The organism is Bradyrhizobium sp. B120 (assembly GCF_049075665.1).
GTDB lineage: Bacteria > Pseudomonadota > Alphaproteobacteria > Rhizobiales > Xanthobacteraceae > Bradyrhizobium.
In genome coordinates this window covers 5,904,321-5,930,789 of sequence record NZ_CP185242.1, presented here as the reverse complement: position 1 = coordinate 5,930,789, position 26,469 = coordinate 5,904,321, and the positions used below count along the sequence as shown (strand labels likewise).

21 protein-coding genes are annotated in these 26,469 nt (G+C 65.0%); 17 read left to right on the top strand and 4 right to left on the bottom strand.

The window, feature by feature from the left end; genetic code table 11:
- Nucleotides 1-19 precede the first annotated feature (19 nt).
- Nucleotides 20-2,119 (top strand): molybdopterin oxidoreductase family protein, encoded by a 2,100-nt coding sequence (locus ACOIX3_RS27570; protein ID WP_420965146.1) that lies wholly within the window; start codon nucleotides 20-22, stop codon nucleotides 2,117-2,119.
- Between the two features lie 77 nt (nucleotides 2,120-2,196).
- Nucleotides 2,197-2,976 carry an enoyl-CoA hydratase/isomerase family protein gene (locus ACOIX3_RS27565; RefSeq protein ID WP_420965145.1) on the top strand — a complete coding sequence of 260 codons (780 nt, stop codon included), beginning with the start codon at nucleotides 2,197-2,199 and terminating at the stop codon, nucleotides 2,974-2,976.
- Nucleotides 2,977-3,201: 225 nt separating this feature from the next.
- On the opposite strand, the gene ACOIX3_RS27560 is transcribed toward ACOIX3_RS27565, so the two are convergent.
- From ACOIX3_RS27560 to ACOIX3_RS27550, 3 genes are all read right to left on the bottom strand, one after another.
- Nucleotides 3,202-3,630 carry a GlcG/HbpS family heme-binding protein gene (locus ACOIX3_RS27560; RefSeq protein ID WP_420965144.1) on the bottom strand — a complete coding sequence of 143 codons (429 nt, stop codon included), beginning with the start codon at nucleotides 3,628-3,630 and terminating at the stop codon, nucleotides 3,202-3,204.
- Complete coding sequence (locus ACOIX3_RS27555) at nucleotides 3,623-6,601, bottom strand: FAD-binding and (Fe-S)-binding domain-containing protein (RefSeq protein ID WP_420965143.1); 2,979 nt, start codon at nucleotides 6,599-6,601, stop codon at nucleotides 3,623-3,625. Before ACOIX3_RS27555 ends, ACOIX3_RS27560 begins: the two co-directional genes overlap by 8 nt.
- Nucleotides 6,602-6,696: 95 nt before the next feature.
- A complete protein-coding gene (locus ACOIX3_RS27550; RefSeq protein WP_420965142.1) occupies nucleotides 6,697-7,449 on the bottom strand; it encodes a GntR family transcriptional regulator in 753 nt (250 codons plus the stop codon).
- Between the two features lie 132 nt (nucleotides 7,450-7,581).
- On the opposite strand from ACOIX3_RS27550, the gene ACOIX3_RS27545 reads away from it, so the two are divergent.
- From ACOIX3_RS27545 to ACOIX3_RS27505, 9 genes are all read left to right on the top strand, one after another.
- A complete protein-coding gene (locus ACOIX3_RS27545; protein ID WP_420965141.1) occupies nucleotides 7,582-8,784 on the top strand; it encodes a pyridoxal-phosphate-dependent aminotransferase family protein in 1,203 nt (400 codons plus the stop codon).
- Nucleotides 8,785-8,850: 66 nt separating this feature from the next.
- Nucleotides 8,851-10,134 carry an MFS transporter gene (locus ACOIX3_RS27540; RefSeq protein ID WP_420965140.1) on the top strand — a complete coding sequence of 428 codons (1,284 nt, stop codon included), beginning with the start codon at nucleotides 8,851-8,853 and terminating at the stop codon, nucleotides 10,132-10,134.
- Nucleotides 10,135-10,263: 129 nt separating this feature from the next.
- Nucleotides 10,264-11,460 (top strand): pyridoxal-phosphate-dependent aminotransferase family protein, encoded by a 1,197-nt coding sequence (locus tag ACOIX3_RS27535; RefSeq protein WP_420965139.1) that lies wholly within the window; start codon nucleotides 10,264-10,266, stop codon nucleotides 11,458-11,460.
- Nucleotides 11,461-11,506: 46 nt separating this feature from the next.
- Nucleotides 11,507-12,304, top strand: coding sequence for an enoyl-CoA hydratase/isomerase family protein (locus ACOIX3_RS27530; protein ID WP_420965137.1), 798 nt, complete (start codon nucleotides 11,507-11,509; stop codon nucleotides 12,302-12,304).
- Between the two features lie 516 nt (nucleotides 12,305-12,820).
- The gene (locus tag ACOIX3_RS27525) at nucleotides 12,821-13,798 is read left to right on the top strand and encodes a Bug family tripartite tricarboxylate transporter substrate binding protein (protein ID WP_420971803.1); all 978 of its coding nucleotides are present in this window, start codon (nucleotides 12,821-12,823) and stop codon (nucleotides 13,796-13,798) included.
- Nucleotides 13,799-13,948: 150 nt separating this feature from the next.
- Nucleotides 13,949-14,824, top strand: coding sequence for an S-methyl-5'-thioadenosine phosphorylase (locus tag ACOIX3_RS27520; RefSeq protein ID WP_420965136.1), 876 nt, complete (start codon nucleotides 13,949-13,951; stop codon nucleotides 14,822-14,824).
- On the top strand, nucleotides 14,821-15,921 hold the full coding sequence (gene mtnA / locus ACOIX3_RS27515; RefSeq protein ID WP_420965135.1) for an S-methyl-5-thioribose-1-phosphate isomerase: 1,101 nt from the start codon (nucleotides 14,821-14,823) through the stop codon (nucleotides 15,919-15,921). Before ACOIX3_RS27520 ends, mtnA begins: the two co-directional genes overlap by 4 nt.
- Before the next feature lie 76 nt (nucleotides 15,922-15,997).
- Nucleotides 15,998-16,540, top strand: coding sequence for a tripartite tricarboxylate transporter TctB family protein (locus tag ACOIX3_RS27510; RefSeq protein WP_420965134.1), 543 nt, complete (start codon nucleotides 15,998-16,000; stop codon nucleotides 16,538-16,540).
- A gap of 23 nt (nucleotides 16,541-16,563) precedes the next feature.
- Nucleotides 16,564-18,075, top strand: coding sequence for a tripartite tricarboxylate transporter permease (locus ACOIX3_RS27505; RefSeq protein WP_420965133.1), 1,512 nt, complete (start codon nucleotides 16,564-16,566; stop codon nucleotides 18,073-18,075).
- Nucleotides 18,076-18,079: 4 nt separating this feature from the next.
- Here the strand turns inward: ACOIX3_RS27505 and ACOIX3_RS27500 are convergent, their stop codons facing one another.
- Nucleotides 18,080-19,273 (bottom strand): CaiB/BaiF CoA transferase family protein, encoded by a 1,194-nt coding sequence (locus ACOIX3_RS27500; protein WP_420965132.1) that lies wholly within the window; start codon nucleotides 19,271-19,273, stop codon nucleotides 18,080-18,082.
- A gap of 304 nt (nucleotides 19,274-19,577) precedes the next feature.
- Between ACOIX3_RS27500 and ACOIX3_RS27495 the strand changes: the two genes are divergently transcribed.
- The 6 genes from ACOIX3_RS27495 to ACOIX3_RS27470 all read left to right on the top strand — a co-directional run bounded on the left by ACOIX3_RS27495 (nucleotide 19,578) and on the right by ACOIX3_RS27470 (nucleotide 26,467).
- Entirely contained in the window at nucleotides 19,578-21,131 is a 1,554-nt protein-coding gene (locus tag ACOIX3_RS27495; protein ID WP_420965131.1) for a lipopolysaccharide biosynthesis protein, read from the top strand.
- A 2-nt stretch (nucleotides 21,132-21,133) separates the two neighbouring features.
- Nucleotides 21,134-22,972 carry an asparagine synthase (glutamine-hydrolyzing) gene (asnB, locus tag ACOIX3_RS27490; protein ID WP_420965130.1) on the top strand — a complete coding sequence of 613 codons (1,839 nt, stop codon included), beginning with the start codon at nucleotides 21,134-21,136 and terminating at the stop codon, nucleotides 22,970-22,972.
- Nucleotides 22,973-22,975: 3 nt separating this feature from the next.
- The gene (locus ACOIX3_RS27485; RefSeq protein ID WP_420965129.1) at nucleotides 22,976-24,073 is read left to right on the top strand and encodes a glycosyltransferase family protein; all 1,098 of its coding nucleotides are present in this window, start codon (nucleotides 22,976-22,978) and stop codon (nucleotides 24,071-24,073) included.
- Between the two features lie 147 nt (nucleotides 24,074-24,220).
- Nucleotides 24,221-25,060, top strand: coding sequence for a methyltransferase domain-containing protein (locus ACOIX3_RS27480; RefSeq protein ID WP_420965128.1), 840 nt, complete (start codon nucleotides 24,221-24,223; stop codon nucleotides 25,058-25,060).
- A complete protein-coding gene (locus ACOIX3_RS27475) occupies nucleotides 25,057-25,626 on the top strand; it encodes an acyltransferase (protein ID WP_420965127.1) in 570 nt (189 codons plus the stop codon). The genes ACOIX3_RS27480 and ACOIX3_RS27475 overlap by 4 nt, the downstream gene beginning before the upstream one ends.
- A complete protein-coding gene (locus ACOIX3_RS27470) occupies nucleotides 25,616-26,467 on the top strand; it encodes a class I SAM-dependent methyltransferase (protein ID WP_420965126.1) in 852 nt (283 codons plus the stop codon). The genes ACOIX3_RS27475 and ACOIX3_RS27470 overlap by 11 nt, the downstream gene beginning before the upstream one ends.
- The last annotated feature ends 2 nt before the right edge of the window (nucleotides 26,468-26,469 follow it).

The window sequence follows — 26,469 nt, the reverse complement described above, 5'->3', positions numbered from 1 at the left end:
TTGATGTTACCAATTTGGCATGAACCAGCATGCCAAGATCGACATCCGCCATTCCACCTGTCCGCACGACTGCCCCTCGGCTTGTGCGCTCGACGTCGAGGTGATCGAGGGACGCTCGATCGGCAGGGTGCGCGGTTCGAAACGGCAGACCTACACGGCCGGCGTGGTCTGCGCCAAGGTCGCGCGCTATGCCGAGCGCATTCATCATGCCGAGCGGTTGATGGTGCCGCTGCGCCGGACCGGTCCGAAGGGCTCCGGACAATTCGCGCGGATTTCCTGGGACGAGGCGCTGGACGAGATCGCGGCGCGATTCGACGGTGCCGAGCGGGAATTCGGCGCCGAGTCGGTCTGGCCCTATTACTACGCCGGCACCATGGGGCTCGTGATGCGCGACGGCCTCAACCGGCTGTCGCATGTGAAGAAGTATTCGCGCTTCTACGGAACGATTTGCTCGACCATCGCGCGCATCGGCTTCGCTGCCGGGACCGGCAAGATCGCCGGCGTCGATCCGCGCGAGATGGGCGTCTCTGATCTCGTCGTGATCTGGGGCACCAATCCGGTGAACACCCAGGTCAACGTGATGACGCATGCATCGCGCGCGCGGAAGGAGCGCGGCGCGAAGATTGCGGCGGTCGACGTTTACAACAACGAGACCATGAAGCAGGCCGACATCAAGATCCTGCTGCGGCCCGGAACCGATGGCGCCTTCGCGTGCGCCGTGATGCACGTACTGTTCCGCGAGGGATTTGCCGATAGCGACTATCTCGTGCGCTACACCGATTGCCCGGACGAGCTGGAAGCGCATCTGAAGACCCGCACGCCGCAATGGGCGTCAGCGATCTCGGGCGTGCCGGTCGAGGAGATCGAGGCGTTCGCACGGCTGGTCGGGACGACCCAGCGCTCGTTCTTCCGCCTTGGTTACGGGTTCACCCGCAGCCGCAACGGCGCCGCGCAGATGCACGCCGCGCTGTGCATTCCCGCGGTGACCGGTGCCTGGCAATATGAGGGCGGCGGCGCGTTCTTCAACAATGCCGGCATCTGGCGCTTCGACGAGTCGATCATTGAGGGCCACGACGCGATCGATCCGACCACGCGGGTCCTCGACCAGTCGAAGATCGGCCGAATCCTGACCGGCGATGCCGAGGCGCTGAAGGGGGGCGGGCCGGTCAAGGCAATGCTGATCCAGAACACCAATCCGATGACGGTGGCGCCTGAGCAGGCGCTGGTGCGCCAGGGATTTGCGCGTGAAGACCTGTTCGTCGCGGTGCACGAGCAGTTCATGACCGAGACGGCGCAGATGGCCGACATCGTGCTGCCGGCGACGATGTTCATGGAGCATGACGACCTCTATTACGGTGGCGGTCACCAGCACATCTCGGTCGGCCCGAAGCTGATCGATCCGCCCGGCGAATGCCGCTCCAACCACGAGGTGCTGCAGGGGCTCGGCCGCAGGCTCGATGCCGTGCATCCCGGTTTCGACATGACGCCGCGCCAGCTGATCGATGCGACGCTGAAGAAGAGCGGGCACGGCGATATCGACACGCTTGAGGCCGAGCTGTGGCGTGACCTGCAGCCCGATTTCCGCACCTCGCATTATCTCGACGGCTTCGCCCATGCCGACAAGAAGTTCCACTTCAAGGTCGATTGGGGCAAAGTCCCGGTCGGCGCGGGCGGGTTGATGGGCGCGTGGGACAAGATGCCGTCGCTGCCCGACCACTGGACCATCATCGAGGAGGCGGATGCGCAGCATCCGTTCCGGCTCGCGACGTCGCCCTCGCGCAGCTTCCTCAACACCAGCTTCAACGAGACGCCGTCGTCGCAGGCCCGCGAGGGGGCGCCGACCGTGATGATCCACCCTGATGATGCGGCCGCGTTGTCGATCGCCGACGGGGAGGCCGTGACGCTCGGCAACACGCGCGGCGAGACCACGCTGACCGCAAAACTGTTCGATGGCGTGCGCCGCGGCGTGCTGATCGCCGAGTCGATCCATCCGAACAAGTCCCACATCGGCGGGCGTGGCATCAACATGCTGACCGGGGCGGAGGCCGTCGCACCGCTCGGCGGCGCCGCGTTCCACGACAACAAGGTCTGGATCAGGAAGGCGTCCGCCGCCGCTTAAATCCTGCTTGCAGTCGGCGCCGATCCTGCCGCAAATGTGCGCTGTCAACAGCGCACAGGCAAAAACAGGCAGGAAACATGACCGACAACAGCGTTCTTCTCGAGAAGCGCGGGCAGGCGTTCTGGATCACCATCAACCGCCCGGACAAGCGCAACGCGCTCAATGCCGGCGTGATCGCGGGCATCGCCAAGGGCTATCGCGAGGCGCATGACGACAAGGACGTGCGCGTCATCGTGCTGACGGGCGCGGGCGACAAGGCGTTCTGCGCCGGCGCCGATCTGCAGAACAGCGGCGCGGCATTCTCGATGGATTTCTCGCGGCCCAATGTCGACTACGCCGATCTGCTGCGGCTGTCGCAGAACGCGACCAAGCCCGCGATCGCGCGGGTCGGCGGCGTCTGCATGGCGGGCGGCATGGGCCTGCTGTGCATGACCGACATGGCGGTGGCCGCCGATGGCGTGATCTTCGGCCTGCCGGAGGTGAAGGTCGGCGTGTTTCCGATGCAGGTGCTGAGCCTGCTGCAATCGATCGCTCCTGCACGCCTGATCAACGAATGGGCGCTGACCGGCGAGCCGTTCGACGCCAAGACCGCCCAGGCTGCGGGTCTGCTCAACTACGTCGTGCCGGCGGCCGAGCTCGACGCCAAGGTCGACTGGCTGATCAGCCGCATCGTCGACAAGTCGCCGACGGCGATCCGTCGCGGCAAATACGCGATGCGGGCGATCGCGTCGATGTCGTTCGACGAAAGCATCGCCTACACCGAAAGCCAGATCGCGCTGCTCGCGATGACCGAGGACGCCAAGGAAGGCCTCAAGGCGTTCGGCGAGAAGCGCAAGCCGACCTGGACCGGGCGCTGAACGGTGGCCTCTGCTTCACCTCGCCCCGCGTGCGGGGAGGGCACACCGCCAAAATATCGAAAACAACCCCATGCACAGTAGCTGGGCGACTGTGGGCGTTCGACACGGCAACTTGACACGTCGGGCAAATCAGCGGCATTATTCTATAATACCGAAATCGCGCGAGCGCGCCTCGCACCCTCTCCCCGGGAGAACGGGGTGAGGGAGCGCGATGCCCGTTGCACGCTAGCCCGCGTTGGCCTTCAGGCCGGCGGCTTCGATGCCGGCTACGGCGCAGATCTCGTCATTGTCGGAGGTGTCGCCGCTGACGCCGACGGCGCCGAGCAGGGTGGCTCCGTCCATGATCAGCACGCCGCCCGGGACCGGCACCAGCCGGCCCTGCGCTAGCGTGTTTACACTGTCGATGAAATAGGCCTGCTCCTGCGCGCGCTGATACAGCGCCCGCGATCCCATCCCGAGCGCCAGCGCGCCATAGGCCTTGCCGTGGGCGATCTCGGCCCGCATCAGGCTGGTGCCGTCCTGCGCCGCCGTCACCTTCACGGCGCCGCGCGCGTCGAGGATGGTGACCACCAGCGGCTTCAGCTTCTTCTCGACGCCCTTGGCGAGCGCGGCATCCAGAATCTTGCGGGCAATGTCGAGAGTGAGCTCAGCCATGGGCCTTTTCCTTTGTCGGCAATGATTGGTCGGATTTCGATGTCGCACGTTTCAGGCTCATCGCCAATACGCTGGCGACATGCAGCGGCGTGCGCCCGCTGCCGTCCTTGATCTGGTGCCGGCAGGAGGTGCCGTCGGCCACGATCAGCGTGTCCGGATCGGCGCTGCGAACCGCGGGCAGCAGCGACAGCTCGGCCATCTCGATCGAGGCCTGATAGGTGTCCGCGCCATAGCCGAACGCGCCGGCCATGCCGCAGCAGCTCGACTCGATGGTCGTGACGTCGAGGCCGGGCACAAGGCGCAGCACCTTCTCCACCGGCTTGAACGCGCCGAAGGATTTTTGGTGACAATGACCGTGTACGACGGCCTTGCTGGCGACGGCGCCAAGCGGCAGGGCGAGGCGTCCGGCTTCGGCCTCGCGCACCAGGAATTCCTCGAACAGCAAAGCGTGGGCGCTGACGGTCTTCGCGGCGTCATCCGAACGCAGCGACAGCAGCTCGTCGCGCAGGGTCAGCAGGCAGCTCGGCTCCAGGCCGATGATCGGCACGCCGCGCGCCGCGAACGGCGCGTAGGTCGCAACCAGGCGGTCGAGCTCGGCGCGGGCCTGCTCGACGAGGCCGGCCGACAGGAACGTCCGGCCGCAGCACGGCGGGCGGCCGCCATCCGATGGTTTGGGCAGATGGACGCGATAGCCGCCGGCGACCAGGACCTCGACCGCGGCGTCGAGATTCTCCCGTTCGTAGCCGCGGTTGAACGTATCGGCGAACAGCACGACTTCGCGCCCGTCGCGTGGACCCAGCACCTCGGCGTCCGGCCGGAAGGTGTCGCGGCGAAATTCCGGGAGCGCGCGTTTGGCGCTGATGCCGGCGAGCTTCTCGAACAGCGCGCGCAGCAGCGGGCTCTTGTTGCGCCAGTTCGCGAGCGGCGCAAAGCGCGAGGCGAGATCGACATAGCGCGGCAGATAGCCGACCAGCCGGTCGCGCAGCGACAGGCCGTGCGTCGCGGCGCGGGCGGCCAGCACCTCGATCTTCATCTTGGCCATGTCGACGCCGGTCGGGCATTCATGGCGGCAGGCCTTGCAGGAGACGCAGAGTTTCAGCGTCTCCATCATCTCGTCGGAGGCGAGCGCGCCCGCACCGAGCTGGCCCGAGATCGCCAGCCGCAGCGTGTTGGCCCGGCCGCGGGTAACGTCCTTCTCGTTGCGCGTCGCGCGATAGGACGGGCACATCACGCCGCCTTCGAGCTTGCGGCAGGCGCCGTTGTTGTTGCACATCTCGACGGCGCCCTGGAAACCGCCGCCGGCGCCGGGATAGGCCGACCAGTCCAGCGCCGTCTTGAATTCGCCGACCCGATAGTCCGGCGAAAAACGAAACAGCGAGCGGTCGTCCATCCTGGGCGGATCGACGATCTTGCCCGGGTTGAGCGTATTGGTGGGATCGAAGCGCTGCTTGACCTCGCGGAAATCCGCCACGATGCGCGCGCCGAACATGGTCTCGTGGAATTCCGAGCGCACCAGGCCGTCGCCGTGCTCGCCGGAATGCGAGCCCTTGTATTCGCGCACCATCGCGAAGGCTTCCTCGGCAATGGCGCGCATTGCCTTGACGTCCTTCTCGAGCTTGAGGTTGAGCACCGGGCGCACATGCAGGCAGCCTTCGGAGGCGTGCGCATACATTGTGCCGCGGGTGCCGTGTTTGGCGAACACGGCATTGAGCCGTTCGGTGTAGTCGGCAAGATGCGGCAGCGGCACCGCGCAATCCTCGACGAACGAGACCGGCTTGCCCTCCTGCTTCATCGACATCATGACGTTGAGCCCGGCCGCGCGGAAATCGGCGATGCCGGATTGCAGCGCGGGCTCGACGATCTCGACCACGCCGCCCCATTTGCGCTGCGGCTTGTCCCAGCCGAAACCGAGGTCGCCCATCAGCTCGCCGAGCTGCTTCAGGCGGGCGAGGTTGTCGGCCTGGTCTTCCTCGGCGAACTCGACCACCAGGATCGCGTCCGGATCGCCGCGCACCGCCGCGGAAATGATCGGCTGGAACATCGCGATCTCGCGGCCGAGCGCGATCATGGTGCGATCGACCAGCTCGACAGCGATCGGCCGCAGCTTCACCAGATGCTGGGCGGCATCCATCGCCTCGTAGAAGCTGCCGAAATGGCAGACGCCGAGCGCCTTGTTGCGGATCACAGGCCACAGCTTCAGTTCGACCTGCGTCGTGAAGGCGAGGGTGCCTTCCGAGCCGACCAGAAGATGCGCCATGTTGTTCGGCGCGTTGCGCGGCACCAGCGCGTCGAGGTTATAGCCGCCGACCCGGCGCTGCACCTTGGGGAATTTGTCCGCGATCTCGGCCGCCTCGCGCTCGCCGAGATCGAGCATGTCGCGGAACAGCCTCTCACCACTGTCGGCAGCATTGATCCGCGTCAGGTCGCGCGGCACCTCGCCGAAATGCAGCAGCGTGCCGTCGGCGAGTGCCGCATCCATCGACAGCGTGTTGTCGCGCATGGTGCCGTAGCGCAACGAGCGGCCGCCGCAGGAATTGTTGCCGGCCATGCCGCCGATCGTGGCGCGCGACGCAGTCGAGACGTCGACCGGAAACCACAGCCCGTGCTTCCTAAGCTGACGGTTGAGATCGTCGAGCACGATGCCGGGCTCGACCACACAGGTCCGGTTCTCGACATCGAGCGACAATATTCGGTTCAGGTACTTGGAGAGGTCGACCACGATGCCGTCGTTGACGGTCTGGCCGCATTGCGAGGTGCCGCCGCCGCGCGGGGTCACGATCCGCCCGGCGTCGCGGACGATCGCAAGCGTCCGCAGCGCCTCGTCGACGGTTCGCGGCACCACCACGCCGGCCGGCATGATCTGGTAGAACGAGGCATCGGTCGCGTAGCGGCCGCGGTTGAAGGCATCGAAAAACACGTCGCCGGTCAGGTCGGACCGCAGGCGCTGTTCGAGCGAGGAGGCGTTCTTCATCCCAGATCCGATGTGATCCGCGGCGCAATCCATATTGCCCGGGGATTATTCATTCGATTGCGCCGAGAATTACATTATGAATTCAAAATGAGCAACTAGCTGCTCTGGGGCGTCGCCTCTGGGGCGGCGTCCGGCCCCTCGGCGAGGTGCTCGAGGGCGGCGCCTCGCTTGTTGCGCAGATGGGCAAACAGGATGTCGCTGAGCTCGCTTCCGGCGCGGCGGCGCAGCGCATCGAGGATCGCCTCGTGCTCGCGCATCGCCTCGGCCCAGCGCTGCCGCTTGCGGGCGAAATTGGCGGAGTAGCGTACACGCCGGATCCGGCCCGCGAAGTTGGCGTAGGTCGTCTTCAGCGTCTCGTTGCGCGCAGCCGCGACGATGCTCTCGTGGATCTGCTGGTTGGTCTGGAAATAGCCGTGCATGTCGCGGTGCAGATAGTGGCCGTACATCTCGTAGTGCAGCCGCTCGATCGCCGCGATTTCCTCGTCGGTGATGCTCTCGCATGCCAGCCGTCCGGCGAGGCTCTCCAGCCCGGCCATGACGTCGAACAGTTCCTCGAGGTCGCGCTGGCTGAGCTGGCGCACCCGCGCGCCGCGATTGGGCAATAGCTCGATCAGACCCTCGGCGGCCAGCACCTTGAGTGCCTCCCGCAGCGGCGTCCTGGAGATCCCCAGCATTTCGCACAGCTGGCGTTCCGGAACGCGCCCGCCCTCGGGAATGTTGCCTTCCACCACATAGTCGCGAAGCCGCAGCAGGATCTCGCCGTGAAGCGAAACCTCCTGGCGGTCGCTGCCGTTGCCGGCGGCGGGTTGGGTGATCGGAACCCCGGTCTCGGGAATCGCAGATTTCATATTCTGAACAATAATTTGCCGGCGCGGCTGCGTCGATCTCCACAATCGAATACCAAAATTCGATTGATAATACAAAAAATGAATGCAAAATGGTCAACCAAGGAGCCGAAATCCGGCGATTGGGAGGTTCTCATGCATCAAGGACGCCATTTTCTGCAGATTCCGGGGCCGAGCCCCGTTCCGGATCGCATTCTTCGCGCGATGGACATGCCGGTCATCGACCACCGCAGCGCCGAGTTCGCCGAGCTTGGCCGCACCGTGCTCGAGGGCAGCGGCAAGATCTTCCAGACCGCAGGCCCGGTGGTGATCTTCCCGTCGTCGGGCACCGGCGCCTGGGAAGCCGCGATCGTCAACACGCTGTCGCCCGGCGACAAGGTCCTGATGGTCGAGACCGGCCACTTCGCCACGCTGTGGCGGCAGCTCGCCGGCCGCTTCGGCATCGAGGTCGACTTCATTGCCGGCGATTGGCGGCGCGGCGCCGATCCTGCGTTGATCGAAGCAAGGCTTGCCGCGGACACCGCGCACAGCATCAAGGCGGTGATGGTCGTTCACAACGAGACCTCGACCGGCGCGACCAGCCGGATCGCCGACATCCGTGCCGCCATCGACCGCACCGCGCATCCGGCGCTCCTGATGGTCGACACCATTTCCTCGCTCGGCTCCGTCGATTACCGGCACGACGAGTGGAAGGTCGATGTCAGCGTCAGCTGCTCGCAGAAGGGTTTTATGCTGCCGCCCGGTCTCGGCTTCAACGCCATTTCGGAGAAGGCCCGCGCCGCCTCCCGCACCAACAAGATGCCGCGCTCTTATTTCGATTGGGAGGAGATGCTGAAGCCGAATGCCAAGGGCTTCTTCCCCTACACGCCGGCGACGAACCTGCTCTACGGGCTGCGCGAGGCGATCGCGATGCTGCTGGAAGAGGGGCTCGACAACGTGTTCGCGCGCCATCGGCGGCTCGCCGCCGCGACGCGGGCCGCCGTCAATCAATGGGGGCTCGAGAATCTCTGTCAGGAGCCGTCGGAGTTCTCGCCGGTGCTGACCGCGGTGATGATGCCGCCCGGCCATGATGCCGATGCGTTCCGCAAGGCGGTGCTCGACAATTTCAACATGTCGCTCGGTGCCGGCCTGTCGAAGGTCGCCGGCAAGGTGTTCCGCATCGGCCATCTCGGCGAGTGCAACGAGCTGACGCTGCTGGGCGCGCTCACCGGTGTCGAGATGGGGCTGTCGGTCGCCGGCGTGCCGCACCGCTCGGGCGGCGTCGAGGCAGCGATGCGGCTGCTCGAGCAGCGCGATCAACGCAACGCGTCGTCGCATCTGAAGGTGGTCAGCACTTAAGCGCCGACCAACGGCATCCCGCACGCCAACGGCACAGAAAAATCGCGGATCAGGGAGGGGAAGGATATGAGGCTTCGGTTCAAGGCCACCCATGTCGTGTTGGCCATGCTCTGCGTGATGTATTTCATCACCTATGTGGACCGCGTCAACATCGGCACCGCGGCCAGCGAGATCCAGAAGGAGCTCGGTCTGTCGAACACCGAGCTTGGCATCGTGTTCTCGGCCTTCGCCTATCCGTATCTGCTGTTCCAGGTGATCGGCGGCTGGGTCGGCGATCGCTTCGGGCCGCGCAAGACCTTGTTCTGGTGCGGCATGATCTGGGCTGCGGCGACCATCATGACCGGCTTCGTCCATGGTCTCGCCGCGCTGTTCGTCGCGCGCTTCGCACTCGGCTTCGGCGAAGGCGCGACATTCCCGACCGCGACGCGCGCCATGCAGTACTGGACGCCCGCGAACCGCCGCGGCTTCGCGCAAGGCCTGACACACGCGTTCGCACGGCTCGGCAACGCGGTGACCCCGCCGGTGGTTGCGCTCCTGATCCTGTGGCTGACATGGCGCGGCGCCTTCGTCGCGCTCGGCATCGTCAGCCTGATCTGGGGTGTTGTGTGGGTCTGGTACTTCCGCAACGAGCCGGGCGACCATGGCTCGATCACCGCGGCCGAGCTTGCGACCCTGCCGCCGCGGCCGAAAGGCGAGCGGCCGAAGGTGCCGTGGGGACCGCTGTTGCAGCGGATGTGGCCGGTGACCTTGACGTACTTCTGCTACGGCTGGTGCCTGTGGCTCTACCTCAACTGGCTGCCGCTGTTCTTCAAGAACAACTACAGCCTCGATCTGAAGAACTCGGCGCTGTTCGCATCCGGCGTGTTCTTTGCCGGCGTCGTCGGCGACAGCGTCGGCGGCGTGATCTCTGATCGCATCCTCGAACGCACGGGCAATGTGCGGCTGGCGCGACTCAGCGTGACTGTCGTGGGTTTCGCCGGCGCGCTGCTCTCGCTGATGCCGATCCTGTTCGTGCACGACATCACGGTGGTCGCGATCTGCCTGTCGGCCGGCTTCTTCTGCGCCGAGCTCGTGATCGGCCCGATGTGGTCGATCCCGATGGACATCGCGGCGAAATATTCCGGCACCGCCGCGGGAATCATGAACAGCGGCTCGGCTTTGGCGGCGATCGTCTCGCCGCTGGTTGCCGGTTTCGTCATCGACGCCACCGGAAACTGGTACCTGCCGTTCCTGATGTCGATGGGCCTGCTGCTGCTTGGTGGTTTCTCGGCGTTCCTGATGCACCCCGAGCGGCCGTTCGAGGAGGCGAGCGAACTGGCGGCCACGGGGAAGGTGGTGGCCGCCGAATGAGCGGCTGCCGGCTTCGGCGGAGCGCCGTCAGATATGCATGACGGCCCCCCGCCGGGCCTAGGACAAACCCGGCGAATAGTGATATGCGAGCGGCTTACCAAGACCAAGGCAAGACCGGGAAAGACGCTCATGACCGTGCATACTGGAAGGCATTTTCTGCAGATTCCGGGACCGACCAACGTGCCGGACCGGGTGCTGCGGGCGATGGACATGCCGACCATGGACCATCGCGGTGCCGAATTCGCCGAGATCGGCTTTGCCGTGCTTTCTGCGATGCAGCGTGTGTTCCGCACCAAGCAGCCCGTGATCATCTACCCGTCGTCGGGGACCGGCGCCTGGGAGGCCGCGATCGTCAACACGCTGCAGCCGGGCGACAAGGTCCTGATGTGCGAGACCGGCCAGTTCGCCGTGCTGTGGCACGGCATCGCCGACAAGTTCAAGCTCGACGTCGATTTCATTCCGGGCGACTGGCGCCATGGTGCCGACCTCGAGCAGATCGAGGCCAGGCTCGCCGCCGACAAGGCGCACAAGATCAAGGCCGTCTGCGTGGTCCATAATGAGACCTCGACCGCCTGCGTCACCTATCCGCGCGACGTCCGCAAGATCCTCGACACATTGAAGCATCCGGCGCTGTTGATGGTCGACACCATCTCCGGCCTCGGCTCGCTGGAATATGAGCACGACGCCTGGGGCATCGACGTCTCCATTGCCGGCTCCCAGAAGGGGCTGATGCTGCCGCCCGGCCTCGGCTTCAACGCCGTGTCGGAGAAGGCGCTGGCGGTGGCCAAGGCCAATCCGGGGATGCGCTCCTACTGGGACTGGCAGGAGGTCATCAACATCAACAAGGCCGGCACCTGGCCGTATACGCCCGCCACCAATCTGCTGTTCGGCCTGCGCGAGGCTGTGAAGATGCTGGAGGAGGAGGGGCTGGACAGTGTGTTCGCCCGCCACAAGCGCCACAGCGAAGCGACGCGTGCCGCCATCAAGGTCTGGGGTCTGGAGACGCAGTGCCAGGAGCAGGGCGCGCATTCGCCGGCGTTGACCGCGGTACGTGTGCCCGACGGCCACGACGCCGACCACTTCCGCAAGGTGGTGCTGGAGAATTTCGACATGTCGCTCGGCACCGGCCTCAACAAGGTCAAGGGCAAGGTGTTCCGGATCGGGCATATCGGTCACTTCAACGATTTGATGCTGATGGGCACGCTGTCCGGCGTCGAGATGGGTCTTGATCTCGCCAAGGTGCCGCATCGCAGTGGTGGTGTGCTGGCGGCGATGGAGGTCCTCAAGGGACGCGACCCATCGCAGGCGTCGAAAGCCGTTGCTTGAGTAGGCTGGCCTGAAACCTTATCGCAAAGAACAGAAAGAGCGAGACATGAACGCGCCCGTCGCACCGACCGAAGACCTGATCTACTCCGTCGCGGACGGGATCGCGCGCATCACGTTCAACCGGCCGCAGGCCCGCAACGCGCTGACTTTTGCGATGTATGAGCAGATGGCCACCATCTGCGAGAACATCAATCAGGATCGCTCCATCAAGGCGCTGATCCTGACCGGCGCGGGCGACAAGGCGTTCGCCTCCGGCACCGACATCTCGCAGTTCCGGGCGTTCAAGACCGCCCAGGATGCGCTGGACTATGAGGCGCGGATCGATCGCGTGCTGGGAACGCTCGAACAGTGCCGCGTGCCTGTGATCGCCGCGATCGCCGGCGCGTGCACCGGCGGCGGCGCCGGCATCGCCGCATGCTGCGACATCCGCATCGGCACCGAGGCGACGCGGATCGGCTTCCCGATCGCGCGCACGCTCGGCAACTGCCTCTCGATGTCCAACATCTCGCGGCTGGTCTCGCTGATCGGTCCGGCGCGGACCAAGGATCTGATCTTCAAGGCGCGCCTGGTCGAGGCGCCCGAAGCACTGGCGCTCGGGCTGTTGAACGAGGTCGTCCCCGATGTGGCAACCTTGCAGCGCCGTGCCACCGAGACCGCGCAACTCGTCGCCGGCCATGCGCCGATCACGTTAGAGGTAACCAAGGAAGCGGTGCGCCGCATCCGCCGCACGCTGTCGCGCGACGAGGGCGAAGACCTGATCCTGCGCGCCTATATGAGCGAGGATTTCCGCGAGGGCATGGACGCTTTCCTCAACAAGCGCACGCCGAACTTCAAGGGCAAGTAACGGCGGCGGGGTGCGTCGCCTGAGTGGCTCTCGGGCAATTCGTGTCGCGAGACGGCACATGTGTGACTCGCAGATCGCTCCACAAATTCAGTGTCGTCCCTGCGAAAGCAGGGACCCATAACCACCGAAGTTCATTGTTGTGCGACGCTGGAACGACGAGTCCCATTCGCAACACCCGCCGCGGAGTATGGGTCCCTGCTGTCGCAGGGACGACCATCGGAGAAATCGCGCGCCAGCTCCATCACCGTCATCCTGAGGTGCGAGCAGAGCGAGCCTCGAAGGATGCACGGCCCGGCTGGTGGCCGTCGATCCTTCGAGACGCGCTACGCGCTCCTCAGGATGACGGGGCTGATAACGATGCAGCAGAGCGACACACCCGCCTCATTCCAAAGTCATACGTCATGCGGCAGTTCGGCGGCTTGAACTCACTCGCTTTCTCGGCACAATGACACGAACCCGCCACCTCGACGGTTTTGCGAAGCCGAACAAATAGATAAGGAAGAACACGTGGGACAGATTGTGAAAACCACGGCGGCCATCGCGGCGCTGCTGCTGAGCACGCCGGCCTTCGCCGGCTGGGAGCCGAGCAAGCCGGTCGAGATCGTGGTTGCGGCGGGCGCCGGCGGTGCCTCCGACCAGATGGCGCGGATGATGCAGGCGGCGATCCAGAAGAACAATCTGATGAAGCAGCCGATGGTGGTGTCGCTGAAGGGCGGCGCGTCGGGTGCGGAAGCGCTGATGTACATGAAGTCCAGCGAGGGCGATCCCAACAAGGTGCTGATCGCCTATTCGCTGATCTACATGCTGCCGCTGTCGGCCAAGATCCCGTTCAACTGGCGTGACCTCACGCCGGTATCGGTGATCGCGCTCGACCAGTTCGTGTTGTGGGACAATGCGTCGGGTCCCAAGACTGTGAAGGATTTCATCGCGGCCGCGAAGGCTGCGAGCGCGCCGTTCAAGATGGGCGGCACGGGCTCCAAGCGCGAAGATCACGTGCTCACCGTCTTCATGGAGCAGAAGACCGGCGCGAAATTCTCCTACCTGCCCTACAAGTCCGGCGGCGAGGCCGCGACCCAGCTGGTCGGCGGCCACACCGAGTCCAACGTCAACAATCCCAGCGAGAACCTCGAAGTCTGGCGTGCCGGACAGGTTCGCGCGCTTTGCGTGTTCGACAAGGAGCGCATCTCCTACAAGACCAAGGTCACCGAAACGCAATCCTGGAACGATATCCCGACCTGCAAGGAAGAGGGGCTGGACGTGCAGTATCTGATGCTGCGCGCGATGTTCCTGCCGGGCAAGGTCACGCAGGAGCAGCAGGCATTCTATGTCGACCTGTTCCAGAAGGTGACGCAGACGGCTGAATACAAGGAATACATGGAGAAGCAGGCCTTGAAGCCGATCTTCCTCACCGGCAAGGACATGGTCGAGTTCCTCGAGGATGACGACAAGCTCAATGCCTCGCTGATGAACGCGGCGGGCTTCGTCGCGAAATAGCGGTCGAGGTTTGCTTACCCTCTCGCCGGAATTGGCTTGCAAGCCGCTGCGGCGCAGTGATTATTGCGCCGCAGTATGGCCGAACGGCCGGCGAGCCCGATCGGGCTGGGTCACCCCTCCGTCGCCGTTGCGGGACCGTGAGGAGCGATCATGACCAAAGCCGTGTTGGGGATCATCGGCGGATCCGGCATCTACGATCTGCCGGGCCTGGAAAATGTCCGGGATGAAACCATCGTAAGTCCCTGGGGCGAGCCGTCGGCGCCGTTGCGCCGTGGCGAGATGGCGGGATTGCCGATCGTGTTCCTGCCGCGACACGGCCCGGGACACGCGCTGTCGCCGTCCGACATCAATTATCGCGCCAATATCGATGTCCTGAAGCGGGCGGGGGTCACCGACCTGGTCGCGCTGTCGGCGTGCGGTTCGTTCAAGGAGGAGCTGCCGCCGGGCACTTTTGTGCTGGTCGACCAGTTCGTCGATCGCACCCACAAGCGTGAGAGCTCGTTCTTCGGCAAGGGCTGCGTCGCGCATGTCTCGATGGCGCACCCGGTGTCGCCGCTGCTGGTCAAGCATCTCGCCGCGGCGGCCGAGGCCGAGCGCATCGCGTTCGCGCGCGGCGGCACCTATCTCTGCATGGAGGGGCCGCAATTCTCCTCGCTCGCCGAAAGCCTGACCTACAAGGCGCAGGGCTATTCGGTGATCGGCATGACCAACATGCCGGAAGCCAAGCTCGCCCGCGAGGCCGAGATCTGCTACGCCAGCGTAGCGATGGTCACCGATTTCGACTGCTGGCATCCAGCGCATGATGCCGTGACGGTGCAGGATATCATCCGCGTGCTGAATTCGAACGCCGAGAAGGCCAAGGCGCTGGTCGCGCGCCTGGCGCGGGATTTCCCGCGCGAGCATGAGCCGTGTCCGATCGGCTCGGATCGCGCGCTGGACACCGCACTGATCACCGCGCCCACGGCACGCGATCCGCAGCTGCTTGCGAAGCTTGATGCCGTCGCCGGAAGGGTGCTACGCGCATGAAAGTCGACGGGCGCCATTTTCGCAGTATCTGGCTGGAGCCCGACGGCTGGTCCGTCGGCGCGATCGATCAACGACGGCTGCCGCATGAGTTCATCATTGCAAAGATCACGACGGCTGAGGAGGCCGGCGAGGCGATCAGCTCGATGCTGGTGCGCGGCGCGCCGCTGATCGGTGCCACCGCGGCCTATGGCATGGCGCTCGCGATGCGCGCCGATTCTTCCGATGCGGCGCTCGACCGGGCCGGCAAGATGCTGGCTGCGACCCGGCCGACCGCGATCAATCTAAAGTGGGCGATCGACGAGATGCAGCGCGCGCTCGCGCCGCTCGCTGCGTCGGCTCGGGCGGAAGCGGCCTATGCCCGCGCCCGCGAGATCGCCGACGAAGATGTCGAGATCAACCGCGAGATCGGCCGCCACGGGCTCGGCCTGATCGAAAAAATCGCCGCGACCAAGAAGCCGGGCGAGCCGGTCAACGTCCTGACGCATTGCAATGCCGGCTGGCTTGCAACCGTCGATTGGGGGACGGCGACGTCACCGATCTACCAGGCGCATGATCGCGGCATTGCGGTCCATGTCTGGGTCGACGAGACCCGGCCGCGCAATCAGGGTGCTTCGCTGACCGCCTGGGAACTCGGTCACCACGGCGTGCCGCACACCGTGATCCCCGACAACACCGGCGGCCATCTGATGCAGCACCGCATGGTTGATCTTGCGATCGTCGGGACTGACCGCGTCGCAGCCAATGGCGACGTCTGCAACAAGATCGGGACCTATCTGAAAGCGCTCGCCGCGCATGACAACGGCGTGCCGTTCTACGTTGCGCTGCCGTCGCCGACCATCGACTTTAGTATCGACGATGGCGTCAGGCAGATTCCGATCGAGCAGCGTGCGGCCGCCGAGGTGACGCACCTCACCGGGCGCACGGCGGATGGACGGATCGAGACCGTGCGCGTGGTTCCGGACGGCTCGTCCGTCGCCAATTTCGGCTTCGACGTCACGCCGGCGCGGCTGGTGACCGGATTGATCACCGAGCGCGGCGTCCTCGGCGCTGACCGTGCTGCGCTTGCGAGCGCATTTCCCGAACGTTCCACTGCTTAGCTGAAGGCTGCATTGACGGTGATTGGTTCAGCACGCTATCCCAATCGTTGCCCTCGCAACCCAGACCGTCCAGTCCATGTCCAACACCGAACTTGAGATCGTCGTCGACGATCCGACCGCGCCTGAAGAGAACTCGCCCGCCGTCGTCTCTACCGGCGCGGTCGATGTCATCGTCTCGCTGCTGCTGCTCGCGCTCGCACTTGTGCTCGGCTGGGACAATTGGCGGACCGGCGCATCGTGGGATTCGACCGGGCCGCAGCCGGGTTATTTTCCATTCTATCTCTCGGTGATTCTCGGCGCCGCCAGTCTCTACGGCCTCGGCGTCGCCTTCGTCTCGCGCCGGGAAGCCGCCGAGACCTTCGTCACCCGCGCCCAGCTTCGCCGGGTGATGGCGGTGTTCGTGCCGACCTTCCTGTTCTGCCTCGCCACCCAATATCTCGGCCTCTATGTCGCGAGCTTTCTCCTGATCGCGGGCTTCATGCGCCTGGTCGGCAAGATCGCGCTGTGGAAATCGCTGCTCACGGCCTTCGTCTTCACCGCCGCGATGTTCGTGACCTTCGACATCGCATTTGACGTCATCATGCCGAAGGGCCCGCTCGAAGCGGCCTTCGGTTACTGAGCTAACCGACAGGATTTCGAGACATGGAAGCCTTCGGTCTTCTGCTGCACGGCTTTGCCGTCCTGCTGACGTGGAAGACGCTGCTGTTGATGATGGTCGGCCTCGTGCTCGGCATCTTTGTCGGCGTGCTGCCCGGACTTGGCGGCCCCAACGGCGTCGCGATCCTGCTGCCTTTGACCTTCACGATGGATCCGACGTCCGCCATCGTGATGCTGTCCTGCATCTATTGGGGCGCGCTGTTCGGCGGCGCCATCACCTCGATCCTGTTCAACATCCCGGGCGAGGCCTGGTCGGTCGCGACCACCTTCGACGGCTATCCGATGGCGCAGCAGGGCAGGGCGGCCGAAGCGCTCACCGCGGCGTTCACCTCGTCGTTCATCGGGTCGCTGGTCGCGGTGCTCTTGATCACCTTCCTGGCGCCCATGATCTCGTCGTTCGCGCTGAAGTTCGGCCCGCCGGAATTCTTCGCCGTCTATCTGCTGACCTTCTGCTCGTTCGTCGGCCTCGGCCGCGAAGCCAAGCACAAGACCGTGATTTCGATGTCGCTCGGGCTGCTGCTCGCCGGCGTCGGCATGGATACGGTGTCGGGCCAGCTGCGCATGACCTTCGGCTCCGCCGAGCTGTTGCGCGGCATCAACTTCCTGGTCGCGGTGATCGGCCTGTTCGGCATCAGCGAGATCCTGCTCACGATGGAAGAGCGCCTGGCGCTGCGCGGACACGCCGCCAGTATCAGCCTGCGCGTCGTGCTGTCGGTGTGGAGGGACCTGCCGAAGTACTGGGTGACGCTGCTGCGTTCGTCCGTGATCGGCTGCTGGCTCGGGATCACGCCGGGCGGCGCGATCGCGGCGTCCTTCATGGGCTATAACCTTGCCAAGCGTTTCGCCAAGGATCAGGAAAGTTTTGGCAAGGGCCGCATCGAGGGCGTGTTCGCGCCGGAGACCGCGGCCCACGCCTCGGGCACCGCGGCCTTGCTGCCGATGCTCGCGCTCGGCATCCCCGGTTCGGGGACCGCGGCGATCCTGCTTGGCGGCCTGATGGTGTGGGGCCTCAACCCGGGCCCGCTGCTGTTCGTCGAGCACAAGGATTTCGTCTGGGGCCTGATCGCGTCGATGTATCTCGGCAACGTCGTCGGCCTGGTGCTGGTGCTGACCACGGTGCCGATCTTCGCCTCGATCCTGCGCGTGCCGTTCGCGGCTGTCGCGCCGATGATCGTGGTGTCCTGCGCGATCGGCGCCTATGCGATCCAGAATGCGATGTTCGACATCTGGCTAATGCTGGGCTTCGGCGTGGTCGGTTACGTCTTCAAGAAGATCGGGATCCCGCTTGCGCCGTTCACGCTCGCATTGGTGCTCGGCAGCCGCGCCGAGGACGCATTCCGGCTCTCGATGATCGGCTCCGGCGGCGACATGAAGGTGTTCTGGTCGAACGGCCTGGTGGGCACCATCACGACGCTGGCAATCGTGCTGCTGTTCTGGCCCGTGATCGATCGGGCCTTTGCCGGCGTCGCGCGTCTGGTGCGGCCGGCAAAGGCATAACGCATCAAACCACCTTGCGCTGGCGCAGCTCGGCGATCTCGTCCTTGCCGAAGCCGAATTCGGCCAGCACTTCCTCGGTCTGCTCGCCGAATTCCGGCGGCCGCGCCGCCATCTTGCTCGGCGTCCGCGACAGCGTCACGGGCTGGCTGACCAGCTGGATATGCCGGTTCTCGTCATTCGGAACGTGCTGGGCCATGCCGAGGTGCTTGACCTGGGCATCCTCGAACATCTGGTCGATCGAGTAGATCGGCCCGCAGGGCACGCCGGCTTCGTTGAGCTCGCGGACCCAGGTCTCGGTCGATTTCTTTTCCGTCAGCGCGTTGATTCGTGCATTCAGCGCGTCGCGGTTCTTCGAGCGCGCTGGTGCGGTCGCGTAGTCGGGGTCGGTGACCAGGTCGGGCGCGCCGATCGCCTGTGCGCAGCGCTCCCAGATTCGTCCGCCTGTGGTGGCGATGTTGATGTAGCCGTCGGTGGTCTTGAACACGCCGGTCGGAATCGAGGTCGGATGGTTGTTGCCGGCCTGCTTGGCGACTTCCTTTTCCATCAGCCAGCGCGCCGCCTGGAAATCCAGCATGAAGATCTGCGCCTGCAGCAGCGAGGTCTGCACCCATTGGCCTTCGCCGGACACGTCGCGTTCCAGGAGCGCGGTGAGGATGCCGATCGCGCAGAACAGCCCCGCGGTGAGGTCGGCCACGGGGATGCCGACCCGCATCGGTCCCTCGCCGGGCGCGCCGGTCACCGACATCAGGCCGCCCATGCCCTGCGCGATCTGATCGAAGCCCGGCCGCTTGTGATAGGGGCCGTCCTGGCCGAACCCGGAGATGCTGCCATAGACGATCCGCGGATTGATCTTGCGCACGCTTTCATAGTCGATGCCGAGCTTGCTCTTCACATCGGGCCGAAAGTTCTCGACGATGACGTCGGCCTGCTCGGCCAGCCGCTTGAACACTTCGAGCCCCTTGGGGTCTTTCAGGTTCAGCGTCATGGCCCGCTTGTTGCGGTGCAGATTCTGGAAATCCGACCCGCCACGCGGGCCGCCCGGCTGCTCGCCGCCGCCGTCCTCCAGCAGCGCATCGATCTTGATGACATTGGCACCCCAGTCGGCGAGCTGGCGCACGCAGGTCGGCCCCGACCGGACCCGGGTCAAATCCAGCACGGTGAACCGGGACAGGGCTTGGGATGCGCGGGGAAAGGGCATTGAGACACCTCTTGTTTGGCGGGCCGCTCTGGGGCTACTGCCTATCTGCCATAGACAATTTGGCTGACCTTTCCAACTGTTACCCGGGCAACAAACCGGGCTGGAAACAAACAGCATGGTTCCGTTCAGATCGGCCTCCGCCTCGGCTGTCTTTCAGGTTTCCCCACACCTGCTTACAGGCCCCGCCATCCGCCAACCCTCGACAATCACTGCGCCGGCTGCTAGCCCGTCGCCATCCGAGTGAGTTTTTGCCCTTATGGAAGAGGCACTTGAGGCGCATCGAGGCGATGGACCGAAAGCGGGCATGGCGGTGAAAAAGGGTCCATCCCATCTGCTCGGCAATTCGGCATGGAACGCGACGGCGTTCGCGGTCGCGGTGCTGCTCAATCTCGCGATTCTACCATTCGTGATCTTCCGGCTCGGCCTCGCCGCCTTCGGGGTTGCGGGTCTGGTGACGGCCTGCGTCGCGCCTGCGCTGATGTTCAGCAATGCGCTTGGCCTCTCGACAGCGCGCGAGCTCGCGCAGCGTTTGGAACCGTCCGATCGCGGCGAGGCGCGGCGTTTCTTCGCGACCGCCCTTGCGCTCGCGATCGCCGTGGGCAGCCTGATCTCGGCCTTGCTGATCCTTGCCGGACCGCCGCTCGCGCGATTGGGATTTCACCTGGGTGGTTCGGCGTCCGACGACCTCGGGCTTGCCTTTGCATTGGCCGGTGCCGGCTGGCTGTTCCAGTGCCTGTTCGCGGTCTTCCTCTCGCTGTTCACGGCGCGCCAGGATTATCGGCGGATCGCGTCGATCAGCATCACCGGCACGGTGGTGACGACGATGTCGATGCTGCTGCTGATCCCATATGCGCCGCGCGCCTCGACCTTTCTCGGTTGTCAGGCCCTGGGCTTCGCGACGAATCTGCTGATGGCCTTCGCCTGGTCGCGGCATGCCATCAGTGACTGGCTGGCACGGCCCGCGCTTGATCGCACTGCGCTGCGCGCACTCGTGAAACTTGGTGGCTGGCAGGTCGCGGCGCAAAGCGGCGCGCTGTTTGCCGGCCAGGCGGACCGCTATCTGCTCGGCGCGCTGCTGCAGCCGCAATTCGTCGGCTTCTACAGCGTCGCGCAGCGGCTGGAGGAGGCGGTCTATATCGGTGTGCTGAAGATCGGCGAGATCTTGTTCCCGTTCTTCAGCACGCTGCAGAAAGAGGATGACGATCGCAAGGTCGACCTGCTGCTGCGCTCGTCGTGGATTCTCAACGTGCTGGCTGCGAGCGCGCTCGGCGGCCTGATCCCGGTCGCCGGCGCGCTGCTGTATCGATGGACCGGTGCCGAGGTCGCCGCCGAGGCGCAGCTGGTGCTGGTGGTGCTTGCGATCAGCGGGATATTGGGGTCGAGCGCCAACGTGTTCGCGTTCTATCTGCTGTCGCAGGGACGCTCCAGTTTCAACGCGTTGATTTCGCTCGTCACCGGCATCTTCACGCTGGCGACCAGCGCTGTTGCGTTGCCGTATTTCGGCTGGCAGGCGGCCGGCTGGAGCTCCTGCGTCGGAATGGTTGCCCAGATGGTCGTCACGGTGCTGCTGCTGCGGCGAACCTTCAGGCTCTCGGCCATGTGGTCACGGATGCTGCACTTCGTCTTAATCCCGCTCGGCACCGGCATCGCCGTTGCGCTGGTGCTGCGCGCGCAGCTTGGCCACGTGGCGTTCGACCACGCGCCGTCATGGTGGTACGTGGTGTCGCTCTACGGCGTGTCGGCGGCGGCGATCTTTGTCGCCGCCGTCGCCGTGTCGCAGCTTGGTCCCTATCGCGCCATCTGCTGGCGGGATCTCAGCATCATCATCGCACGCTTCTTGCCCTTCAAGGCCGCCTAGACATGTGTGGTATCGCAGGCATCGTCAATCTGCGCGGCGGCCCCGTGGATCCGGCCGACATCTCGCGGCTCACGAGCCTGATTGCGCATCGTGGTCCGTTCGGCGAGGGCACCTGGTTCAACGCGAAGCGAAACGTCGCCTTCGGCCATCGCCGGCTCGCCATCATCGATCCCGGCGAGGGTGGTTATCAGCCGATGGCATCAGGCGACGGTCGCCATGTGATCGTCTACAACGGCGAGATCTATAACTTCCTCGAATTGCGCCGCGAGCTCGAGGCGAAGGGCGCGGTCTTCCGCAGCCAGTCCGACACCGAAGTGATCCTTGCCGCCTGGCAGGCGTGGGGCGAGGACATGCTGCTGCGCTTCAACGGCATGTGGGCGCTGGCGATCTACGACACCGTCACGGATGATCTGTTCCTGGCGCGCGATCGGTTTGGCATCAAGCCGCTGCTGTACGCGTTGTCATCCGAACGGTTCGTGTTCGCGTCCGAGCAGCGGGCGCTGGCGCGGAGCGGGCTGCTTGAGACGTCGCTGGATATCGACGTGGCGCGGCGGCTGCTGCTTGACCCGTTCGGCATCGAAGGCAGCGAGCGGACCCTGTTTGCGCAACTGCGCCGCCTGCAGGGCGGGCACTGCATGTGGTTGCGCCAGGGGCGGGTGCAAGTGCGCCGCTGGTGGCGGACCGTGGATCATCTGCCCGCGATCCCTGATACTGAATCCGAACGCATCGGGCGCTTTCGCGACCTGTTTCAGGATTCCGTCGCCTTGCGCATGCGCAGTGACGTTCCGATCGGGACCTGCCTGTCCGGCGGCTTCGATTCGTCTGCGGTGATCTGCGCGATGGCGACCCATGAGAAGGCCGGCATGGGACCGCGCGATAGCACGGCTTGGCGGCGCGCCTTTGTCGCGACCTTTCCCGGCGCCAGCAACGACGAGCGGCCGATGGCGGAGGAAGCGGCCGCGTGGGCCGATGTGGCGCCGAGCTTTCTCGAGATCGGGCGCGCCGATGCGCTCACCGACCTTGATCGGATCCTTGACGACAACGACGACGTCTATATCGGGCTGCCGAGCGCGCCGTGGCTGATCTATCGCGAACTCCGGCGCCAGAACGTCACTGTCTCGCTCGACGGCCACGGCGCGGACGAATTGATGGGCGCCTATTTGCAGGAGGGGCAGTCCACCGCATTCCGGATCCGCAATGCCGCCGCCGCGCTCGCGTCACGATCGCAGCTGGCGCAGCGCGGCATCGACTTCCTGCGGGCGCAGATGATCAGGCGCCAGGGGCACTATTTCCTGCGGGGAGGCCTCACGGCGATGCCTGCGGCTCTGCCGCTGGTCGCCGAGGATGACGAGTTGCCGAACGCGTGGGGCGCGCTGAACCGGCGTCTCTATCGGATGTTCCACTCGACGACGCTGCCGACCATTCTGCGCAATTTCGACCGGCTCTCGATGGCGCACGGCATCGAGGTACGCATGCCGTTCATGGACTGGCGGCTGGTCACCTATACGATGGCGCTGCCGGAAGCCAGCAAATCGGCCGACGGCATCACCAAGGTGGTCGCGCGTCAGGCGATGGCGAACCTGATGCCCGAAAGCATCCGCACCGCGCGCCGCAAGGTCGGCTTCAACTCGCCGATGCCGGAATGGCTGAATGGGCCGTTGGCAGGCTGGACCAATGAGCTGCTCAATCGCAATGTCCCGGCGTTTGCCGAGTTCGTCGACGAAGCGCCGCTTCGAAAGACGGTCGGCCACTTGACGGCATCGCAGAGCTGGGATTGGGAATCCGTCGGCCGGATCTGGCCATACCTGAACATGAAATGGATGTTGGCAAGGTCCGTATAACCAATGCGTCTGTTCCAGAATAGCGGTCTCTATCCGTCCTATCTGCCGCGGCTGAACCAGCTTGCGGCAAAAGCGTCAAGCTTCGCGGCGCGTCGCGACGTGTTCCTGCACGATCGCTTCGGCGCGGCACATTTTCTCGAGCCCGTGCTCGACGGTGCGCCTGAAGCCTTCTTCACCAATGGCGACGACGAAGTGCTGCAGCGCCAGTGGGCGCGTGAGCAGGGCATGAAGGGCACGCCGACGCTCGAAGCCATTCTGCTCGCGCAGATCGAGCATCACGGGACCGACGTGTTCTACAATCTCGATCCGGTGCGTTATCCGAGTGCGTTCATCGCCAGGCTTCCCGGCTGTGTGAAGAAGACATTGTGCTGGCGCGCGGCACCTTCCGGTAATGCCGACCTGACCGCCTACGGCGCGGTGCTTGGAAACTTCCCCTCGATCCTCGAGGCTTGGCGTAGCAAGGGCTGCCGGGCGGAGCTGTTCTTCCCCGCGATCGATCCTGTCATGGAGCAGTACGGCCACGGCGAACGGCCGATCGATGTGGCGTTTGTCGGTGGATATTCGCGGCATCACAGCGCGCGCGGCAGGACGCTCGAACAGGTCGCGGCTCTGGCCGCCGACCGCAAGATCGTGTTCTGCCTCGATGCGTCGCGGCTGACACGGCTTGCCGAAAGCGCGGTCGGTCGGTTGCTGCCGCTGCAAAAGCACCGCAGGCCCGACGTCATCGCGCGAATAGCGCGGCTGCCGCTGTTCGGCAGGGACCTCTACGAGCTGTTCGGATCCGCCAAGATCGTGCTCAACGGCGCAATCGACATGGCCGGCAACGACCGCGGCAACATGCGCTGCTTCGAGGCGATGGGCTGCGGGTCGCTGCTCGTGTCGGACTCCGGCAACTATCCGGAGGCGATGGAGGAGGGTGTGACCATGCGCACCTATGACGCTCCGGAACGGGCAGCCGAGGCGATTTCAAGCAGCCTGCGGGATTGGCCGCAATGGGCCGCCATCGCCGCGTCCGGCCGAAGCCGCGTGCAGCAGACCTACAGCAAGGCCTCGCAATGGGCCCAGTTTATCGATCTCGTCGCGCGGATTGAGCCGTGCTAGAGCGTTTTCGAGCGAAGTGGATACCGGTTCGCGCAAGGAAAACGCGTCAAAACAACAATCTAGAGCCCCGTTCCGATTCCATCGGAACGGAAAAGGCTCTAGACGGTGCACAGTGCCGGCCAGTGGGCGGGCGATCGGGCCGAGATGATGTCTGCAAGTGACTTGATCCATCAACTGAAATGGGTGGCCGACGGGCTTGCCGTGCCGGTGTTCAGGTTGCGGCCGCTGCCGTTCGGGCCGGGCTATCAGACGGTCAAGCGCGATACGATTACTGCGGCCATCGACGCGGGCCTGCTTCAGGCAGGAAAGGAGCTTCCACTGGGCTACGGCGTCGCCATGGACGAGCGCGTGGTGGAATATCCCTGGGTCTATGGCCGCTTGAACAATGTCGGCAAGATGCTGGACGCGGGATCGACCTTCAGCCACGACTTCCTGCTGCCGCATCCGCCGTTGCGCGGCGCGGACCTCACGATCATGACGCTGGCACCCGAGCGGCGGTGCTATTGGCATGACGGCTACTCCTATGTGTTCGGCGATCTCCGGAAGACCATGTTCGGCGATCAGGTCTTCGACACCGTCGCAAGCATTTCGACGATCGAGCACATCGGCCTCGACAATCAGATGCTGTACACCGGCGACCCGCGCGACGCGGAGACCGATCGGGACGGCTTTGTTCCGGCGGTGCAGGAGTTCAAGCGCATTCTCAAGCCCGGCGGCACCTGCCTGATCTCGGTGCCGTTCGGCAAACGCGAGAATCTCGGGTGGTATCAGGTGTTCGATCTTGCCATGATCGAACGGATCATCGAGGCGTTCGGCGCGGTGTCTCACCATGTCGACTATTTCGGCTATTCGCGACAAGGCTGGTCGCGCCAGAGCGCCGAGGCGCTCGCCGAAGCTACCGTTTTCGACATCCACACCGGCAAGGGGCAGGGCAACGACCTTGCGGCGTCGTCGCGCGCCGTCGCGTGCCTGCAGTTGACGGCATGAATCTCGATTATCTGATCCAGCGTCTGCTCGGTCGCGCGACGTGCCGCTTGCAGCCAGACGCAGCGCTCGGCCGCCATGCCAGGATCAGAAACATCCGCGGCGATTCCGACAAGATCGTCGTCGGCCGCAATAGCCGCATCCTGGGCGAGCTCCTGACCTTTGCGCATGGTGGGGCGATCAAGATCGGCGAGTGGTGCTATGTCGGCGAGGGCACCCGGATCTGGTCGGCGGCCTCGATCGAGATCGGCAATCGCGTTCTGATCTCGCATTCGGCGAATGTCTTCGACAATCTCACGCATCCGCTGCGGGCGACGGAGCGGCATCGGCAGGTCCAGCAGATTTTCACGCGCGGACATCCGAACGATATCTCGCTTGACGAGAGCCCGGTGAAGATCTGCGATGATGCCTGGGTCGGCGCGGGCGCAATGGTCTTGCGCGGCGTGACGGTTGGGCAGGGCGCCATCGTTGCGGCCGGCGCGGTCGTGACCAGGGATGTCGCGCCGTTCACGATCGTGGCGGGCAATCCGGCCGTGCTGGTGAGGGAGCTTGGCCCCGATGAACGGTGAGCGCAAGTTTTCCACCTGGGAGGATGCGGTGGTCTGGCTGCGCAATCAGCCGGACCAGCGCCAGCTTGTGCTCGACGCGTTCTACGACGATCCGCTGGTTGGCGCTGCCGAGCGCTATTTCCAGAGCTCCGAGTGGCAAGCGGTCGCAACGCTGCTCGCCGGCCGGTCAGGTGCCGCGCTCGACGTTGGAGCCGGTCGCGGCATCGCGAGCTACGCGCTCGCCCGAACCGGCTTTGCCGTGACGGCGCTCGAACCGGACCCGAGCGCGATCGTGGGAGGGGCGGCGATCCGCGGCCTGGCGCAACAGACGCAATTGCCGATCCAGGTGGTCGAAGAGTTTTCCGAGCGGCTGCCGTTCGCCGATGCGACGTTCGATGTCGTGTTCGCCCGCGCTGTGCTGCACCATACGCGCGACCTCGAGGGGGCGTGCCGGGAGATGTTTCGCGTGCTGCGGCCCGGTGGCATGCTGATCGCGGCGCGCGAGCATGTCATCAGCAAGGAGGCGGACCTTCCGCAGTTCCTGGCGCAGCATCCGCTGCATCATCTTTACGGCGGCGAACATGCCTTCCTGCTCGATCGCTACACCGGCGCGCTGACCAAGGCAGGGTTTTCCGCGGTCGATACGCTGGCGCCGCTGCAAAGCCCGATCAACCTGTTTCCCTATACGTCGGAGACCCTGAAAGCCGCGATCGTGACCAAGTTGTCGCAGAAGCTTCCGGTGGCTCCGCTGTGGCGAACTGCGCTTGCCCCAAGTTGGCTGTTCGGCTCGCTGCTGTCGATGGCCGAGCGTTTCGATCATCGACCGGGACGGCTCTACTCCTTTGTCTGTCACAAGGCTTGAGC

Coding starts and splice junctions, on each gene's coding strand:
- ACOIX3_RS27570 (WP_420965146.1), top strand. CDS start 20: ATGAACCAGCATGCCAAGATCGACATCCGCCATTCCACCTGTCCGCAC.
- ACOIX3_RS27565 (WP_420965145.1), top strand. CDS start 2,197: ATGACCGACAACAGCGTTCTTCTCGAGAAGCGCGGGCAGGCGTTCTGG.
- ACOIX3_RS27560 (WP_420965144.1), bottom strand. CDS start 3,630: ATGGCTGAGCTCACTCTCGACATTGCCCGCAAGATTCTGGATGCCGCG.
- ACOIX3_RS27555 (WP_420965143.1), bottom strand. CDS start 6,601: ATGAAGAACGCCTCCTCGCTCGAACAGCGCCTGCGGTCCGACCTGACC.
- ACOIX3_RS27550 (WP_420965142.1), bottom strand. CDS start 7,449: ATGAAATCTGCGATTCCCGAGACCGGGGTTCCGATCACCCAACCCGCC.
- ACOIX3_RS27545 (WP_420965141.1), top strand. CDS start 7,582: ATGCATCAAGGACGCCATTTTCTGCAGATTCCGGGGCCGAGCCCCGTT.
- ACOIX3_RS27540 (WP_420965140.1), top strand. CDS start 8,851: ATGAGGCTTCGGTTCAAGGCCACCCATGTCGTGTTGGCCATGCTCTGC.
- ACOIX3_RS27535 (WP_420965139.1), top strand. CDS start 10,264: ATGACCGTGCATACTGGAAGGCATTTTCTGCAGATTCCGGGACCGACC.
- ACOIX3_RS27530 (WP_420965137.1), top strand. CDS start 11,507: ATGAACGCGCCCGTCGCACCGACCGAAGACCTGATCTACTCCGTCGCG.
- ACOIX3_RS27520 (WP_420965136.1), top strand. CDS start 13,949: ATGACCAAAGCCGTGTTGGGGATCATCGGCGGATCCGGCATCTACGAT.
- mtnA (WP_420965135.1), top strand. CDS start 14,821: ATGAAAGTCGACGGGCGCCATTTTCGCAGTATCTGGCTGGAGCCCGAC.
- ACOIX3_RS27510 (WP_420965134.1), top strand. CDS start 15,998: ATGTCCAACACCGAACTTGAGATCGTCGTCGACGATCCGACCGCGCCT.
- ACOIX3_RS27505 (WP_420965133.1), top strand. CDS start 16,564: ATGGAAGCCTTCGGTCTTCTGCTGCACGGCTTTGCCGTCCTGCTGACG.
- ACOIX3_RS27500 (WP_420965132.1), bottom strand. CDS start 19,273: ATGCCCTTTCCCCGCGCATCCCAAGCCCTGTCCCGGTTCACCGTGCTG.
- ACOIX3_RS27495 (WP_420965131.1), top strand. CDS start 19,578: ATGGCGGTGAAAAAGGGTCCATCCCATCTGCTCGGCAATTCGGCATGG.
- asnB (WP_420965130.1), top strand. CDS start 21,134: ATGTGTGGTATCGCAGGCATCGTCAATCTGCGCGGCGGCCCCGTGGAT.
- ACOIX3_RS27485 (WP_420965129.1), top strand. CDS start 22,976: ATGCGTCTGTTCCAGAATAGCGGTCTCTATCCGTCCTATCTGCCGCGG.
- ACOIX3_RS27480 (WP_420965128.1), top strand. CDS start 24,221: ATGTCTGCAAGTGACTTGATCCATCAACTGAAATGGGTGGCCGACGGG.
- ACOIX3_RS27475 (WP_420965127.1), top strand. CDS start 25,057: ATGAATCTCGATTATCTGATCCAGCGTCTGCTCGGTCGCGCGACGTGC.
- ACOIX3_RS27470 (WP_420965126.1), top strand. CDS start 25,616: ATGAACGGTGAGCGCAAGTTTTCCACCTGGGAGGATGCGGTGGTCTGG.